This is a genomic window from Streptomyces sp. SAI-127, from assembly GCF_029894425.1.
GTDB lineage: Bacteria > Actinomycetota > Actinomycetes > Streptomycetales > Streptomycetaceae > Streptomyces.
This window is the reverse complement of sequence record NZ_JARXYJ010000001.1, coordinates 2148323-2164417: the sequence shown is the minus strand read 5'-3', so window position 1 is coordinate 2164417 and position 16095 is coordinate 2148323. Positions and strand designations below refer to the sequence as shown.

Here is a 16095-nt window from a genome sequence, read left to right as displayed (position 1 = left end):
ACCATGACCGACCCCCTCGCTTCACCCCACCCCGCCCCAGCCCCCCGCGCCACCCCGCTCCGCTTCGGCTACGGCACCAACGGTCTCGCCGACCTTCGTCTCGACGACGCCCTCACCCTGCTCGCCGACCTCGGCTACGACGGTGTCGGTCTGACTCTCGACCACATGCACCTGGACCCCCTCGCCTCCGACCTGGCCGCCCGCACCCGCCGCCTCGCGCACCGCCTGGACGCGCTCGGACTGACGGTCACCATCGAAACCGGCGCCCGCTATGTGCTCGACCCACGCCGCAAACACGGCCCCTCGCTGCTCGACCCCGACCCGGACGACCGCGCCCGCCGCGTCGACCTGCTGGTCCGGGCCGTCCAGGTCGCCGCCGATCTCGGCGCGCACGCCGTGCACTGCTTCAGCGGCGTCACCCCGCCCGGCACGGACCCGGACACGGCGTGGAAGCGGCTGGCCGAGACACTCACCCCCGTCCTCGACACCGCCACCACCGCCGGCATCCCCCTCGCCATCGAGCCCGAACCGGGCCACCTCCTCGCCACCCTCGCCGACTTCCACCACCTCCGCACCACCCTCGGCGACCCGGCGGCCCTCGGACTGACCCTCGACATCGGCCACTGCCAATGCCTCGAACCCCTGTCGCCCGCCGAGTGCGTGCGCGCCGCGGGCCCCTGGCTGCGCCACGTCCAGATCGAGGACATGCGCCGGGGCGTCCACGAACACCTCCCCTTCGGCGACGGCGACATCGACTTCCCGCCCGTCCTGGCCGCCCTGGCCGACACCGGCTACCAGGGCCTGACGGTCGTCGAACTGCCCCGCCACTCCCACGCGGGCCCCCACTTCGCCGAACTCTCCCTCCCGTTCCTCCGTCAGGCAGTGGCGCTCTCACAAGGAAGCACCCCATGACCAACTCCCACGCCCACCAGGCAACCTCTCCGGCGGACACCCAGGGCACCACCCTCGCCCGAACCCCGCTGCACGACCTGCACAGCCACGTCTCCGAACGTCTCGGTGACGCCGCCCGCACCTGGCTCGACCAGGCCCTCGACGAGGCCGCCGCCCACCCCGGCGCCCACGGCCCCATCTCCGTATGGGAGTTGCGCCTCGCCGAGGCAGGCCGCCGCTGCGGCCCCGAACACGCCGACGCCGTCCGCATCCTGATCCTGCACGCGGCCCGCGCCGACACCGCCGCCCTCACCCGGGTCTACGCCCAGGGCACCGCCGCCGAACGCCGTGCCGTCCTGCACGCCCTGCCCCATCTGGTGTCCGGCCCCGAGGCCCTCCCGCTCGTCGAGGACGCCCTGCGCACCAACGACACCTGGCTCCTGTCCGCCGCCGTCGGCCCCTACGCCGCCCGCCACCTCGCCCCCCACCACTGGCGCCACGCCGTCCTGAAGTGCCTGTTCACCGGGGTACCCGTCGCCGAGGTGGCGGACCTGGACCGACGGGCCCACGCGGATGCCGAACTCGCCCGCATGCTCGGCGACTACGCCGCCGAACGCACCGCCGCGGGGCGTCCTGTGCCCGAGGACCTGCACCGCGTCCTGACCCTGACCGACCCCACGGCCACCCCACCCGCGCCGGCCGCCGACCACGGCCCGAACGGCGCGGAAGGCACCCACGGCAAGGAGTCCTGATGCGCATCTTCGACCCCCACATCCACATGACGTCACGGACCACCGACGACTACCAGGCCATGTACACCGCCGGCGTCCGCGCCGTCGTCGAGCCGTCCTTCTGGCTCGGTCAGCCCCGCACCTCTCCCACCTCCTTCCTCGACTACTTCGACTCCCTGCTGGGCTGGGAGCCGTTCCGCGCCGCCCAGTACGGCATCGCCCACCACTGCACCCTCGCCCTGAACCCCAAAGAGGCCAACGACCCGCGCTGCGTCCCCGTCCTCGACGAGCTGCCCCGGTATCTCGTCAAGGACCAGGTCGTCGCCGTCGGCGAGATCGGCTACGACTCGATGACCCCGGCCGAGGACACCGCCCTCGCCGCCCAGCTCCAGCTCGCCGCCGACCACGAGCTGCCCGCGCTCGTCCACACCCCGCACCGCGACAAGCTCGCCGGGCTGCGCCGCACCCTCGACGTCGTCCGCGAGTCCGCGCTGCCCATGGACCGGGTCCTGGTCGACCACCTCAACGAGACCACCGTCAAGGAGGCCAAGGACAGCGGCTGCTGGCTCGGCTTCTCCGTCTATCCCGACACCAAGATGGACGAGGAGCGGATGGTCGCGATCCTGCGCTCCTACGGCCCCGAACAGGTCCTGGTGAACTCCGCCGCCGACTGGGGCCGCAGCGATCCCCTCAAGACCCGCAAGGTCGCGGACCTCATGCTCGCCGAGGGCTTCACCGAGGACGACGTCGACCGCGTGCTGTGGCAGAACCCGGTCGCCTTCTACGGACTCAGCGGCCGGCTCAACCTCGACGTCGCGGCCACCGAAGCCACCCACGAGGGCAACTCCATCCTCCGCGGCGGGGCGTGAGCCATGCGATTCCGCCACCCCGACGGCACCACCGTCCACCTCGCCTACTGCACCAACGTCCACCCCGCCGAGACCCTCGACGGCGTCCTCGCCCAACTCCGCGACCACTGCGAACCCGTCCGCCGCCGCCTCGGCCGCGACCGCCTCGGCATCGGCCTGTGGCTCGCCCGCGACGCCGCCCACGCCCTGGTCAGCGACCCCTCCGCGCTGCGCGACCTGCGCACCGAACTCGACCGGCGCGGCCTCGAAGTCGTCACCCTCAACGGCTTCCCCTACGAGGGCTTCGGCGCCGAAGAGGTCAAGTACCGCGTCTACAAGCCGGACTGGGCCGACCCCGAACGCCTCGACCACACCACCGCCCTGGCCCGCGTCCTCACCGGACTCCTGCCCGACGACGTCACCGAGGGCAGCATCTCCACCCTGCCGCTCGCCTGGCGCACCGCCTACGACGACGCGAGCGCCGAAAAGGCCCGCACCGCACTGCTCACCCTCGCCGAACGCCTCGACGCCCTCCAGGAACTGACCGGCCGCTCCATCCGCGTCGGCCTCGAACCCGAACCCGGCTGCGTCGTCGAGACCACCGGCGACGCCATCGCACCGCTGACCGCGATCGCCCACGAACGCATCGGCATCTGCGTCGACACCTGCCACCTCGCCACCTCCTTCGAAGACCCGCACACCGCCCTGGACGCGCTCACCGCGGCCCGCGTCCCCGTCGTCAAGTCCCAGCTCTCAGCCGCCCTGCACGCCGAACACCCCCATCTCCCCGAGGTCCGCGAGGCACTCGCCGCCTTCGACGAACCCCGCTTCCTGCACCAGACCCGCACCGGCACGGCCGCCGGCCTCCGCGGCACCGACGACCTCGGCGAGGCCCTCGCAGGCGACGCCCTGCCCGACGGGGCACCCTGGCGCGCCCACTTCCACGTCCCGCTGCACGCCGCCCCCGCCGCACCCCTCACCTCAACGCTCCCCGTACTCAAGTCCGCTCTGACCCGGCTCGTCGGCGGCCCGCACCCGCTCACCCGCCACCTGGAGGTCGAGACCTACACCTGGCAGGCCCTCCCACCCGAACTGCGCCCACGCGGCCGCACCCAGCTAGCCGACGGCATCGCCGCCGAACTCACCCTCGCGCGTGACCTGCTGACGGACCTCGGCCTGAAGGAGCTGCCATGAGCCACCAGCCCCAAGAGGCGGGCCCCACCCCTCTCCTCGTCCTCGACGTCGTAGGCCTCACCCCCCGTCTCCTCCACCACATGCCCCACCTCAAGTCCCTCGCCCAGTCCGGATCCCACGCCCCGCTCGGCACCGTGCTGCCCGCCGTCACCTGCGCCGCCCAGTCCACCTTCCTCACCGGCACCCACCCGTCGGAGCACGGCATCGTCGGCAACGGCTGGTACTTCCGCGAGCTCGGCGACGTACTCCTCTGGCGTCAGCACAACGGTCTGGTCGCCGGCGACAAGCTCTGGGACGCCGCCCGCCGCGCCCACCCCGGCTACACGGTCGCCAACATCTGCTGGTGGTACGCCATGGGCGCCGACACCGACTTCACCGTCACCCCCCGCCCGGTCTACTACGCCGACGGCCGCAAGGAACCCGACTGCTACACCCGGCCCCCGGACCTGCACGACGAACTCACCCGGAAACTCGGCACCTTCCCCCTCTTCCACTTCTGGGGCCCCGGCGCGGACCTGGTCTCCAGCCAGTGGATCATCGACGCGACCCGCCACCTCATGGGCACCCGCCATCCCGACCTGACGCTCTGCTACCTCCCTCACCTCGACTACGACCTCCAGCGCTTCGGGCCCGACGACCCGCGCTCCCTGAAAGCCGCCGCCGACCTGGACAGGGCGCTGGCCCCGCTCCTGGACGACGCCCGCGCGCAAGGCCGTACCGTCGTCGCGTTGTCCGAGTACGGCATCACCCGCGCGGACCGCCCCGTCGACATCAACCGCGCCTTGCGCCGCGCCGGACTCCTCGAGGTGCACACACAGGACGGCATGGAGTACCTCGACCCGATGGCGTCCCGTGCCTTCGCGGTCGCCGACCACCAGATCGCCCACATCTATGTGCGCCGCCCCGAGGATTTGGACGCCACCCGCGCCGCCCTAGACGGCCTGCCCGGCATCGAGCAACTCCTCGACGACGAGGGCAAGAAGGCCCACCACCTCGACCATCCGCGCTCCGGTGAACTCGTCGCCGTGGCGGAGCCGGACGCCTGGTTCACGTACTACTACTGGCTCGACGACGACCGCGCGCCCGACTTCGCGCAGCTGGTCGAGATCCACCGCAAACCCGGCTACGACCCGGTCGAACTCTTCATGGACCCGCTCGACCCCTACGTCAAGGTCAAGGCAGCCACCGCGCTGGCCCGCAAGAAGCTCGGCCTGCGCTATCGCATGGCGGTCGTGCCCCTCGACCCGTCACCTATTCGCGGCAGCCACGGCCGCCTCCCCGAGAGCGACGACGACGGTCCGCTCCTCATCTGCTCCACCCCCCGCGTCCTCGGCGACCGCATCGCGGCCACCGAAGTGAAGTCACTCCTGCTGCACCTCGCCGGTCTCGGCTGACCGGCGCGAAAGAGCGGCACCCACGACCGGTCTTTTCCGACTGGTCCCCAGTGAAGCACCCACCACTGACAACGCCCTCCGACACCGAGGAGCCCCAGGCATGAGCCGCATCTCCCAGCCCGACCCCGAACTCACCCACCGCCTCACCAGACGAGGCATGCTCGGCGTGGCCGCGGGTGCCACCGCGGCCGCGTTGCTGGGCGCCGCAGCGACCCCGGCGACCGCCGCCACCGAGACGGCCGGCAAGACGTCCGGCCGCGGCCGCCCCGTCCTGCCCCCCGGCCGCCTCGGCATCCAGCTCTACAGCCTCCGGGACAAGGTCTCCACGCTCGGCTTCGCCCCCGTCTTCGCCGAACTGGAGAAGTACGGCTACGACGAGGTCGAGTTCGCCGGCTACACCCAGGGTTCTGCCGGGCCCATCACGCTGGCCCAGCTCAAGCGGCTGGCACGTGACCACGGCCTGAACCCGATCGGCAGCCATGTCGGCTACTACTCGGACGACCCCAACGCCTACACCTTCGCCCAGAACCTCACCAAGGTCCTCGACGACGCCCAGGCCCTCGGCCTCAAGCACATCGGCACCGCCTCGGGACCGTTCCGCTACGGCTCGACCGTCGACGCGTGGAAGCGCGCCGCCGAGGAGTTCAACACCTACGGAGCCGCGGCGAAGGCACGCGGCATGAAGTTCTACCAGCACAACCATTCCGAGGAGTTCTCCTTCGCCACCGACAACCCCAAGGTCCGTCTCTACGACGTGCTGCTCAAGGAGACCGACCCCGACCTGGTGTTCCTGGAGATGGACATCTACTGGGCGTACTCGGGACAGTTCCGCTTCTCCAAGCGGCCCGACGGCACCCCCGCCCCCTTCGAACCCCTGAACTACGTCCTCAGGCAGCCCCACCGCTACCCGCTCTTCCACGTCAAGGACGGGGTGAGCGACCCGGCCAACACCTACGGCTACCGCATGACCGACGTCGGCGACGGAGACATCGACTACCAGAAGTTCATCTCCGCCGTGACCCGGCTGAAGGGCGAGCGCCTGGCCCACCACTGGCAGGCCGAACACGACCAGCCCACCGAGTCCTTCACCTTCGCCCGCCGCTCCAGCGCGTACCTGCACTCGCTGCGGGAGAAGTGCTGACAGCACACGAGTGAGGCGGGACCCCGACGGCGCAGGGGGCGCTCCCCGCCGGTCGGGGTCCCGCCGTTCGTGCAGCGGGGAGGACCGTCAGCCCTGGGCGGCCGCGACGGCCTGCAGGGTGATGCGGTCCTCTCCCGCGTACACGTTCATGGAGTGGCCGCGGAGGAAGCCGACGAGGGTGAGGCCGGTTTCGGTGGCGAGGTCGACGGCCAGGGAGGAGGGTGCGGAGACGGCGGCGAGGATCGGGATGCCGGCCATGACGGCTTTTTGTGCCAGTTCGAAGGAGGCGCGGCCGGAGACGAGGAGGATGACGCGGGTGAGGGGGAGGTTGTTGTGTTGCAGGGCGCGGCCGATGAGTTTGTCGACGGCGTTGTGGCGGCCGACGTCTTCGCGTATGTCGATCAGTTCGCCGTGTTCGGTGAACAGGGCGGCGGCGTGCAGGCCTCCGGTGCGGTCGAAGACGCGTTGGGCGGCGCGGAGCCGGTCGGGGAGGCTGGCGAGGAGGTCGGGTTCGATACGGACCGGGGGTGTGTCGGAGAGGGGCCAGCGGGTGGTGGTGCGTACGGCGTCGAGGCTGGCTTTGCCGCACAGGCCGCAGGAGGAGGTGGTGTAGACGTTGCGTTCGAGGGTGATGTCGGGGATGGGGGTGTCGGGGGCGGTGGTGACGTCGACGACGTTGTAGGTGTTGGAGCCGTCGGTGGTGGCTCCGGCGCAGTAGACGATGTTGCGCAGGTCGCTGTGGTGGGCGAGGACGCCTTCGCTGACGAGGAAGCCGGCGGCGAGTGCGAAGTCGTCGCCGGGGGTGCGCATGGTGATGGCGAGGGGTTTGCCGTTGAGGCGGATCTCCAGCGGTTCCTCGGCGACCAGTGTGTCGGGGCGGGAGGAGATCGCCCCGTCGCGGATGCGGATCACCTTGCGTCGTTCCGTGACTCGTCCCATGTCCGGCCTCAGTTCCGTATCGCCACGACGGGCATCTTCTCGATCCGAATCGCGGCGGCCTCGAACTCCGCAGCCCCCGCGATCGGACAACTGACCCTGGCAGACCACTCGTCGGCGTCCGACCCGTCCGGCGGGCGGCCGGTCATGAACGCCACACCGGGCCGCAGTGCCGGATCCACCCACACCGGTGCCGTCGTCGAACCCCGCCGGGTGGCGACCCGCACCTGCTCGCCGACGACCACGCCGTAGCGCTCGGCGTCCTCCGGACTCAGCTCGACACACTCGGCACGCCGCAACGACGAGCCCGAACCACCCTTCTGCAGGCGGGCGTTGTACGAGTCCATACGGCGGCCCTTGGTGAGCCTGACCGGATACTCCTCGTCCGTCAGGTCGACGGGAGGGGTGTGCGGGATCAGGTGGAAGGGTGTACGCCGCTCTCGATCGGTGTGTCCCCGGCCGGTGAGCAGTTGCAGGTTGATCAGCGCGCGGTCCTCCTCGTGCTCGGTGCCGTCGTAAGCCCGGAACGGCTCGCCCCGCGCGTAGGCGTGCGCCAACTCCCGTATGACGGCGGCCGGTATGCCCGTCACCTTCACCGCGAGCGACACCGTCCACGGTTCGACGAGTTGTCTGTACTCCTCGAAGTTTTGGGTCGCACGGTCGATGAACTCCCGGTCGGCCAGGCCCGCCCGGATGATCTCCCGGCCGATCGCATGGGCCATCGGGACCTCGGACCCGGCGTTCGGCCGGATCCGAGGTCCCGACCCGATGGCGTAGGTGCCCAGATCCGTCATGCGGCGGACCGGATCGCGAGGAGGTCGGAGAGCGCGTGGACGGTGCGGAGTGTGGGCACGTCCACGCCGGTGATCTCCGCCAGCTCGATGACGGCGGTGAGGAGCACGTCGAGTTCCAGGGGCTTGCCGCGCTCCAGATCCTGGAGCGTGGAGGTGCGATGGTCGCCGACCCGTTCGGCGCCGGCGAGGCGGCGTTCGATGGAGACACCGACGGTGCAGCCGAGGGCCTCGGCGACCGCGAGAGTCTCGGCCATCATGGTCTCGATGACCTTGCGGGTACCGCCGTGCAGGCACATCTGGCGCATGGTGGCACGGGCCAGCGCGCTGATGGGGTTGAAGGAGATGTTGCCCAGCAGCTTGAGCCAGATGTCGTCCCGGAGGTTCGGCTCGACCGGGCACTTGAGGCCGCCCGCCTGCATGGCCTCGCTGAAGGCCTCGCACCGGGGTGAGAGGCTGCGGTCGGGCTCCCCGATGGAGAACCGGGTGCCTTCCAAATGCCGTACGACACCCGGCCCTTCGAGCTCGGTCGCCGCGTAGACGACACAGCCGATGGCCCGGGCGGGTGCGAGCACCGCACTGACCGCACCGCCCGGGTCGACACTCTCGATGCGGTGGCCGTCATGCGGGCCGCCGTGCCGGTGGAAGTACCACCAGGGGATGCCGTTCTGGGCCGCGATGACCGCGGTGGTGTCGGTGAGAAGGGGTTCGATGAGCGGCCCGCACGCCGCGTACGAGTTGGCCTTCAGACCGAGGAAGACGTAGTCGACCGGGCCGATCTCGGCCGGGTCGTCGGTGGCATGGGCGTGAGCGGTGAAGTCACCGCGGGGGCTGAGGACTTGGACACCGTGCCGCCGCATGGCCGCCAGGTGCGGACCGCGGGCGATGAGGTGGACGTCGGCGCCGGCGCGGTGGAGTGCCGCGCCGACGTAGGCACCGATGGCTCCGGCGCCGAGGATTGCGACTTTCATGGGTGGAAGCTCCGTTCGGTGAGGGTGACCGAGGAACTGCCGACTTTGTCGACTGGATATTGTCTACAGGATGGAGGGAGTGCTCAGCAAGGGTCGTGACGTCACCAAGCCTGTTGAGCTGCTGCGACGCCCTTGTACAGCCTTGGCCCGCGGTGGTTTGTGCGCCGTAGACTGTAGGCGAAAACCAATTCATAATTGGCTCTCAGCTGCAGCGACGACCCGCTGTACAGGAGGGACCGCGATGTTGCCGACCACAGGACTGCCGTACGGGACGGTGCCCAGGCTCGAGCGCCCCGGTCCGCTGCGTGATCGGGTGTACGGGGCGTTGCTTGAACTGATCACGACGCGTGCTCTGCAGCCGGGTCAGCATTTGGTGGAGAGTGAGTTGGCGGGGCATCTGGGGGTGTCGCGGCAGCCGGTGCGTGAGGCGTTGCAGCGGTTGAACACTGAGGGGTGGGTGGATCTGCGGCCTGCTCAGGGTGCGTTCGTGCATGAGCCGACGGATGAGGAGGCTGATCAGCTGCTGACGGTGCGGACGTTGTTGGAGGCGGAGGCGGCGCGGTTGGCTGCGGCGAATGCGGGCAGTGCGGGTATTGCCGTGCTGGAGGAGTTGTGTGCGCAGGGGGAGAGTGCGGTTGCCGCGGACGATGTGGATGCGGCGGTGGCTCTGAATGCCCGGCTGCATGCCACGATCATGGAGTTGGCGGGCAACGCGGTTCTGGCGGAGTTGGCGGGGCAGGTGGATCGCCGGGTGCGCTGGTACTACACGCCGATCGCCCGGCAGCGCGGGCAGCAGTCCTGGATCGAGCATCGTGAGCTGATCGCCGCGATCGCCGACCGCGACGAGCAGCGCGCCACCGCCGTTATGCGCCAACACACGGAACAGACGCGGAAGATGTACCACGACCGGGAGAAGTAGCCTCCGATCCTGTCTGCGTCTGCGTCTGCGTCTGTGGCTGTGGCTGTGGCTGTGACTGCGACCGCGACGCGGCTGCGGGGCGACAGGCTGCCGCCCTAGCCGCCAGAGTCGCCTGAGCCGCTGGGCAGCCAGGAAACCGGCATCGGCCCGGGCCGGCTGTTTTGCGGTTGCGGTCGCTGCCTAACGTCCGGAGCTCTGAACCTCTGGGCCGTGGGCACCGAACCATCGGATGAGGCGGCCCTACCCCGGCGAGGGCTGAGACGGAGGGTCCCCCGAGCCCCCGAGCCCCCGCGCCGCCGAGCAGCAAGGCAGCCGGGCGCCGAGCATCTGGGTAGCCGAGCAGCCTCGCAGCCGGCCTCGGCCCGGGCCGGCTGCTTTCGCGTTCCGCGGTCGCGTTCGCTGCCTCGTGTCCGGAGCCCGGGACCCCTGGGCCGCCGCCGTGGCCGTGGGCACCGAACCATCGGATGAGGCGGCCCTACCCCGGCGAGGGCTGAGACGGAGGGTCCCCCGAGCCCCCGAGCCCCCGCGCCGCCGAGCAGCAAGGCAGCCGGCCTCGGCCCGGGCCGGCTGCTTTCGCGTTCCGCGGTCGCGTTCGCTGCCTCGTGTCCGGAGCCCGGGACCCCTGGGCTGCCGCCGTGGCCGTGGGCACCGAACCATCGGATGAGGCGGCCCTACCCCGGCGAGTGCCGAGGCGGAGGGCCGCCTGGTCCGGTTCGAACTGCCTCGCTCAGACCGCGGCTTGTGGCTGCGGCGCCGACGCGCCGCCCCGGGGCCGTCCAGGCTGCCGTAGCAGCAGGGCGATCGCCGCCGCGACCATCGAGGTGGCGCCGGCCAGGGCGTACGCCCCGTCGTAGCCCCAGGCCGCGACGACCATGGAGCCGAGGCCGCCGCCGAACAGGCCGCTGATCAGCTTGCCGCTGTACACCAGCCCGTAGTTGGAGGCGTTGAAGTTCTCCCCGAAGTAGTCGGGGGTGAGCGCCGCGAACAGCGGGTAGAACGCGCCGCCGCCGAACCCGGAGAGGAACGCGAAGACCAGGAACAGCGACTCGCTCCTGATGTCGCCCGCCCAGATCACTCCGAACTGGGCGAGACCCAGCACGACGATCACGAACACCAGCGTGGACTTACGGCCCCACTTGTCGGACAGCCAGCCCACCACCCCGCGCCCGACGCCGTTGATGACCGCCATGACACCCATCGAGGAGGCCGCCACCAGCGGGCCGAAACCCACCTCCTTGGCATAGTCGACCTGGAAGGAGATCCCGAAGATCGACACCCCCGCGGTCATGACGAGGGCGATCCACATGAGGGGAAGCATGCCGGTCCTGACGGCCTCCTTCGGCGTGTACTGCCGTACGGCCGGAGGGTTCTTGGCGAGAGCTCCGGCCCCCTTCTCGCTGCCGCCGTGGCTGAGCGGGTCGATGTCCGCGGGCCACCAGTTCTTCGGCGGGTCCTTGAAGAAGAACGCGCACCCGACGACCACGATCAGGATGTAGCAGCCGATGAGGTCCAGCACGCGGTGGTAGTTCGCGGTGTCGAAGCCGTAGTTGAAGATGAAGATGAAGGGCAGTGATCCGTACGCGAAGCCGCCGTTGACGAACCCGGTCTTAGCTCCCCGGCGTTCGGGGAACCATTTGCCGACCATGTTGATGCAGGTCGCGTAGACCAGTCCGGCGCCGATACCTCCGATGACGCCGAATCCCAGGATCGCCAGCAGCACGTTGTCGAGGTGCGACAGGGCGAGGAACCCGATCAGACACATGCCCGAGCCGATGTACATGGCCTTGCGGGCGGTCAGGATGCCCTTCTCCCGCAGCCAGCCCGCCGGGAAGGCGATGCCGGCCTGGAAGAAGACCCAGACACTGAGGATCCAGAAGGTGTTGCTCTGCGTCCAGCCGTGGGCGTGGGACAGGGTGTCCTCTGCCGAGCCGTACGCGTACTCGAAGACGCTGATGGCCATCATGGTGATCCAGGGCAGATACACCATGAGTTTGCGCGAGTGGCCGAGGATGTCCCGGTCGGTCTCGCCGATGCGGTAGACACGGCCGTTGGCGTCGGTCACTTCTCGGTAGGGACGTTGTGCGGCGGTGGAGTGTGCGGTCTTGTCGGTCTCGCTGCGTGCTGCGTACGGATCTGCCGTCATGTCAGGCCATTTCCTCGCCGAGCGGTTGCGGGTTGGGTACCGTCCTGCGACTGGTCTTGGGCCGGCCGGGCGCCTTCAGGAAGAGCGCCAGCACCGCGGAGCCCAGGCCGATGCAGCCGGCCAGGACGAACGCGCCCTCGTAGTCCCACACGCCGACCACGATCGAGCCGACACCGGAGCCCACGAGGCCCGAGATGAGCTTCGAGCTGTAGACCATGCCGTAGTTGGAGGCGTTGTTGTTCTCACCGAAGTAGTCGGCCGTCATCGCGGCGAACAGCGGGAAGATCGCGCCGCCGCCGAAGCCGGAGACCATGGAGCAGAAGAGGAAGAACGGCATGCTGCCCATCTGGCCGGAGACCAGCACACCGAACTGCGCGGTGCCCAGCACCAGACACACGATGATCAGCGTGTTGCGACGGCCGAACTTGTCGGAGATCCAGCCGATCACACCGCGCCCGGTGCCGTTGACGATCGCCTTCAGCGACATCGCCGTGGCCACGATCCCGCCCGCGAAGCCCATGTCCTTGCCGAACGGCACCTGGAAGGCGATGCCGAAGATGTTGATTCCGGCCGTGCACAGCAGGCAGAACCACATCATCCACAGGACGGGCGTACGTGCCGCTTCCTTCGGGGTGTACTGCTTGACGGCCGGCGGGTTCTTCTCCAGTGCGCGCCGGATCTTGGGGTCGTCGGTCATCTTCAGCGGGTCGACGTGCGGGGGCCACCAGTTCTTCGGCGGGTCCTTGAAGAACCAGCCCGCGAACGCCACCACCGAGCAGCAGACCAGGCCCACCGCCACCAGGACGCCCCGGTAGTTGCTCAGGTCCATGTACGAGGTGAACAGGAAGACGAAGGGCACCGAGCCATAGGCGAAACCGCCGTTGACCATGCCGGTCTTGCCGCCCTTGCGCTCCGGATACCACTTGCCGACCATGTTCACGCAGGTCGCGTAGACGAAGCCGGCGCCGATGCCGCTGCACACACCGAATCCGAGATAGGCGACGATCACGTTCGGTGCGAACGCGAGCGAGAGATAGCCCAGGATCGTGCCCAGCGCGCCGACCATCATCGCGTAGCGGGCCGGGAGCTTTCCGCTCTCCCGCAACTGCCCGGCCGGGAAGGCCACGGCCGCCTGGAAGAACACCCAGACGCCCATCAGCCAGAAGATGTGCCCACTGCTCCACAGATGCGCCTCGTGCAGTGTGTCCTCGGCCGACGTGAACGCGTACTCCGAGGAACTGATGCCCAGCATGCCCATCCACGGGAAGAGCACCATGGTCCATCGTGGCCGTCCCATGATGTGCCGGTCGGTCTCGCCGATCCGGTACACGCGGCCGTTGCGGTCCGTCACCTCCCTGAAGGCGGCGGACGACGAATAGTCGATGGTTGTCATAGTCTTCAAGCACTCCTTGCGTCGAAAGATCTGGCCAGCGCCCCCTGTCCAAATTCCTTTCGTGCGCGCACGGATCCCCGGGGTCCGCCGACGCGCACCGCCGTCGGACCCCGTGCTCATTCACGTCATGGACCACCGCCCAAGGGCGCCGGGACGTGGCTCCGGTTCACCACGTCAGATCACCCCGCCCGACCTGAGCAGACGCAACTCCTCGTCACCGAGTCCGAGTTCGCCGATGTAGATGTCTTCGTTGTGCTGGCCGAGGAGGGGTGGGGTGGTGATGGTGGTGGGGGAGTCGGAGAGTTTGAGGGGGTTGCCGACGGTGGTGAAGGTGCCGCGTTCGGGATGCCCGACTTCGACGATCATGTCGTTCGCGGCGAGTGAGGGGTCCTCGATGATCTCTTTCGGGGACAGGATCGGCCCGCACGGGATGTCGTGGCTGTTGAGCTGCTGAAGGACCTGCCACTTGGGCAGCGTCGAGGTCCATTCCTCGATCAGCTGGAACATCTTCGCCAGCTTGGGAAGGCGGGCCTCGGGGGTGGCCCACTCCGGGTCGTCGGCCAGTTCGGGCCGGCCGATCAGTGCGGCCAGGGGTGTCCAGCCGACCGGCTGGACGATGACGTACACGTAGTCGTTGGGGCCGCCGGGCGCGCACCTGACCGCCCAGCCGGGCTGCCCGCCCCCCGAGGCGTTGCCCGAACGGGGCACCTCCTCGCCGAAGTCCTTGTTGGGGTACTCCGCGAGCGGGCCGTTCGCCAGGCGCTGCTGGTCACGGAGTTTGACCCGGCACAGGTTGAGCACCGCGTGCTGCATCGCCACGTTCACCCGCTGCCCGCGCCCGGTCCTCTCGCGCTGCAGCAGCGCGGCCAGGATGGCGGCCACCGCGTGGATCCCGGTCCCGGAGTCACCGATCTGCGCGCCGGTCGCCAGCGGCGGCCCGTCCTGGAAACCGGTGGTGGCCATCGAGCCGCCCATCGCCTGCGCCACCACCTCATAGGCCTTGAAAGCGGTGTAGGGGCCGTCCCCGAAACCCTTGATCGAGGCATACACGATCCGCGGGTTGATCTCCCGGATCCGCTCCCAGCTGAACCCCATCCGCTCCACCGCACCCGGCGCGAAGTTCTCCACCATCACATCCGCACCCCGGATCAAAGCGGTCAGGATCTCCTGTCCCCGCTCGGTCTTGGTGTTCAGCGTGATGCTGCGCTTGTTGCAGTTGAGCATCGTGAAATACAGCGAGTCCACCTCCGGGACATCCCGCAGCTGCCGGCGCGTGATGTCCCCGCCCGGCGCCTCCACCTTCACCACATCCGCCCCCAGCCACGCCAGCAACTGCGTCGCCGACGGACCCGACTGCACATGCGTCATGTCCAGCACCCGCACACCCTCAAGAGCCATCCTCGACACAAGCCACCTCACTTGTCCGTTGCCTTGAGCGTCTGTCGGTTGCCTTGAACGTTCCGGCGATGCGCTGGGCTGACCCCTGTTGGCACATTGCATACAGTCGACGAATACTGTATGAAGATTGTTATCCCGCATCCGGTGGGTGATGTCCAGGGGGCGTGCAGCACTTTTCAGTCGTGCATCACTTTCAGACGGGAGCCTCATCATGGACCTGTACGAGCATCAGGCCCGGGCCCTCTTCGAGGAACACGGAATCCCGGTGCCGAGGGCGGAGGTCACCGACTCCCCCCAGGAGGCCCGTGCGATCGCCCGCGGGCTCGGCGGCAGCGTCGTCGTCAAGGCGCAGGTCAAGACCGGAGGCCGGGGCAAGGCGGGCGGTGTCCGGCTCGCAGCCGACCCGGCCGAGGCCGAGCGGGCGGCACGCCGGATCCTCGGCATGGACATCAAGGGACACACGGTCGGCAAGGTCATGCTGGCCCAGCCCGTCGACATCGAGACCGAGTTCTACGTCGCCTACGTCCTCGACCGGGCCGCGGGCCGGTTCCTGGCCATCGCCTCGGCGGAGGGCGGCATGGAGATAGAGGAGGTCGCCGCGGCCCGCCCGGAGGCGGTCGCCCGTATACACATCGACCCCGCCGAGGGTGTCACCTCGGCGAAGGCGGGCGAGATCGCCGACGCGGCCGGACTGCCACCGCAGACCGTCGACGTTCTCGTACGACTGTGGGAGGTACTGGTCCGCCAGGACGCGGTCCTCGTCGAGGTCAACCCGCTCGTCCGCACCCGGCAGGGGCACATCCTCGCCCCCGACGGCAAGGTCACCCTCGACGACAACGCCCGCTTCCGGCAGGCCCGTTGGAGTGACGACACCCTCGCGTACGACGATCCGCTGGAGGCGGCCGCCGCCGCGAAGGGCCTCAACTACGTCAAGCTCGACGGCGAGGTCGGCGTCATCGGCAACGGCGCCGGCCTGGTCATGTCGACCCTCGACGTGGTCGCCGGCTGCGGAGCCCGGCCCGCCAACTTCCTCGACATCGGAGGCGGTGCATCGGCCCAGGTCATGGCCGACGGACTCGGGGTCATCCTGTCGGACCCGGCGGTGAAGTCCGTGTTCGTCAACGTCTTCGGCGGCATCACCGCCTGCGACGCGGTCGCCGCCGGCATCGTCCGGGCCCTGGACGAGGTCCGGCTCACCAAGCCGCTCGTCGTACGCCTCGACGGCAACAACGCCGTCCGCGGCCGGGCCGTCCTCGACGAGCACGCCCACCCCCTGGTCCAGCAGGCCACCACCATGGACGGCGCCGCCCGCCGTGCCGCCGAACTCGCCAAAGCCAGTTGAAGG

General features: G+C 69.5%; 13 protein-coding genes and 1 pseudogene. 8 read left to right on the top strand and 6 right to left on the bottom strand.

Annotated features, from left to right (window positions below; translation table 11 throughout):
* Positions 1–3: 3 nt before the first annotated feature.
* The 6 genes from M2157_RS10195 to M2157_RS10170 all read left to right on the top strand — a co-directional run bounded on the left by M2157_RS10195 (position 4) and on the right by M2157_RS10170 (position 6199).
* On the top strand, positions 4–912 hold the full coding sequence (locus M2157_RS10195) for a sugar phosphate isomerase/epimerase family protein (RefSeq protein ID WP_280865065.1): 909 nt from the start codon (positions 4–6) through the stop codon (positions 910–912).
* A complete protein-coding gene (locus tag M2157_RS10190; RefSeq protein WP_280861498.1) occupies positions 909–1643 on the top strand; it encodes an EboA domain-containing protein in 735 nt (244 codons plus the stop codon). Before M2157_RS10195 ends, M2157_RS10190 begins: the two co-directional genes overlap by 4 nt.
* Positions 1643–2491: a TatD family hydrolase gene (locus M2157_RS10185; RefSeq protein ID WP_280861497.1), complete on the top strand. Its 849-nt coding sequence runs from the start codon at positions 1643–1645 to the stop codon at positions 2489–2491. The genes M2157_RS10190 and M2157_RS10185 overlap by 1 nt, the downstream gene beginning before the upstream one ends.
* A 3-nt stretch (positions 2492–2494) precedes the next feature.
* Positions 2495–3664, top strand: a complete 1170-nt coding sequence (eboE, locus tag M2157_RS10180; protein ID WP_280861496.1) for a metabolite traffic protein EboE — start codon at positions 2495–2497, stop codon at positions 3662–3664.
* On the top strand, positions 3661–5058 hold the full coding sequence (locus M2157_RS10175; RefSeq protein ID WP_280861495.1) for a nucleotide pyrophosphatase/phosphodiesterase family protein: 1398 nt from the start codon (positions 3661–3663) through the stop codon (positions 5056–5058). Before eboE ends, M2157_RS10175 begins: the two co-directional genes overlap by 4 nt.
* A 100-nt stretch (positions 5059–5158) precedes the next feature.
* Complete coding sequence (locus M2157_RS10170) at positions 5159–6199, top strand: sugar phosphate isomerase/epimerase (protein ID WP_280861494.1); 1041 nt, start codon at positions 5159–5161, stop codon at positions 6197–6199.
* A gap of 87 nt (positions 6200–6286) precedes the next feature.
* Here M2157_RS10170 and fdhD read toward each other — a convergent pair whose 3' ends face one another.
* From fdhD to M2157_RS10155, 3 genes and pseudogenes are all read right to left on the bottom strand, one after another.
* Complete coding sequence (gene fdhD / locus M2157_RS10165) at positions 6287–7138, bottom strand: formate dehydrogenase accessory sulfurtransferase FdhD (RefSeq protein ID WP_280861493.1); 852 nt, start codon at positions 7136–7138, stop codon at positions 6287–6289.
* A gap of 8 nt (positions 7139–7146) precedes the next feature.
* Positions 7147–7878, bottom strand: a pseudogene (locus M2157_RS10160) (molybdopterin dinucleotide binding domain-containing protein); the annotation flags it as partial.
* A gap of 47 nt (positions 7879–7925) precedes the next feature.
* Positions 7926–8897 carry a 2-dehydropantoate 2-reductase gene (locus tag M2157_RS10155; RefSeq protein WP_280865064.1) on the bottom strand — a complete coding sequence of 324 codons (972 nt, stop codon included), beginning with the start codon at positions 8895–8897 and terminating at the stop codon, positions 7926–7928.
* A gap of 244 nt (positions 8898–9141) precedes the next feature.
* Here M2157_RS10155 and M2157_RS10150 point away from each other — a divergent pair, with 244 nt between their 5' ends.
* Complete coding sequence (locus M2157_RS10150) at positions 9142–9816, top strand: GntR family transcriptional regulator (protein WP_280868184.1); 675 nt, start codon at positions 9142–9144, stop codon at positions 9814–9816.
* Between the two features lie 727 nt (positions 9817–10543).
* Here the strand turns inward: M2157_RS10150 and M2157_RS10145 are convergent.
* The 3 genes from M2157_RS10145 to frc all read right to left on the bottom strand — a co-directional run bounded on the left by M2157_RS10145 (position 10544) and on the right by frc (position 14750).
* On the bottom strand, positions 10544–11959 hold the full coding sequence (locus tag M2157_RS10145) for an OFA family MFS transporter (protein WP_280865063.1): 1416 nt from the start codon (positions 11957–11959) through the stop codon (positions 10544–10546).
* A gap of 1 nt (position 11960) precedes the next feature.
* Positions 11961–13352, bottom strand: a complete 1392-nt coding sequence (locus M2157_RS10140; RefSeq protein ID WP_280861489.1) for an OFA family MFS transporter — start codon at positions 13350–13352, stop codon at positions 11961–11963.
* 174 nt (positions 13353–13526) lie between these two features.
* Positions 13527–14750, bottom strand: a complete 1224-nt coding sequence (gene frc / locus M2157_RS10135; protein ID WP_280865062.1) for a formyl-CoA transferase — start codon at positions 14748–14750, stop codon at positions 13527–13529.
* Positions 14751–14961: 211 nt separating this feature from the next.
* Between frc and sucC the strand changes: the two genes are divergently transcribed.
* A complete protein-coding gene (sucC, locus tag M2157_RS10130; protein WP_280865061.1) occupies positions 14962–16092 on the top strand; it encodes an ADP-forming succinate--CoA ligase subunit beta in 1131 nt (376 codons plus the stop codon).
* Positions 16093–16095: the final 3 nt, after the last annotated feature.

Coding starts and splice junctions, on each gene's coding strand:
- M2157_RS10195 (WP_280865065.1), top strand. CDS start 4: ATGACCGACCCCCTCGCTTCACCCCACCCCGCCCCAGCCCCCCGCGCC.
- M2157_RS10190 (WP_280861498.1), top strand. CDS start 909: ATGACCAACTCCCACGCCCACCAGGCAACCTCTCCGGCGGACACCCAG.
- M2157_RS10185 (WP_280861497.1), top strand. CDS start 1,643: ATGCGCATCTTCGACCCCCACATCCACATGACGTCACGGACCACCGAC.
- eboE (WP_280861496.1), top strand. CDS start 2,495: ATGCGATTCCGCCACCCCGACGGCACCACCGTCCACCTCGCCTACTGC.
- M2157_RS10175 (WP_280861495.1), top strand. CDS start 3,661: ATGAGCCACCAGCCCCAAGAGGCGGGCCCCACCCCTCTCCTCGTCCTC.
- M2157_RS10170 (WP_280861494.1), top strand. CDS start 5,159: ATGAGCCGCATCTCCCAGCCCGACCCCGAACTCACCCACCGCCTCACC.
- fdhD (WP_280861493.1), bottom strand. CDS start 7,138: ATGGGACGAGTCACGGAACGACGCAAGGTGATCCGCATCCGCGACGGG.
- M2157_RS10155 (WP_280865064.1), bottom strand. CDS start 8,897: ATGAAAGTCGCAATCCTCGGCGCCGGAGCCATCGGTGCCTACGTCGGC.
- M2157_RS10145 (WP_280865063.1), bottom strand. CDS start 11,959: ATGACGGCAGATCCGTACGCAGCACGCAGCGAGACCGACAAGACCGCA.
- M2157_RS10140 (WP_280861489.1), bottom strand. CDS start 13,352: ATGACAACCATCGACTATTCGTCGTCCGCCGCCTTCAGGGAGGTGACG.
- frc (WP_280865062.1), bottom strand. CDS start 14,750: ATGGCTCTTGAGGGTGTGCGGGTGCTGGACATGACGCATGTGCAGTCG.
- sucC (WP_280865061.1), top strand. CDS start 14,962: ATGGACCTGTACGAGCATCAGGCCCGGGCCCTCTTCGAGGAACACGGA.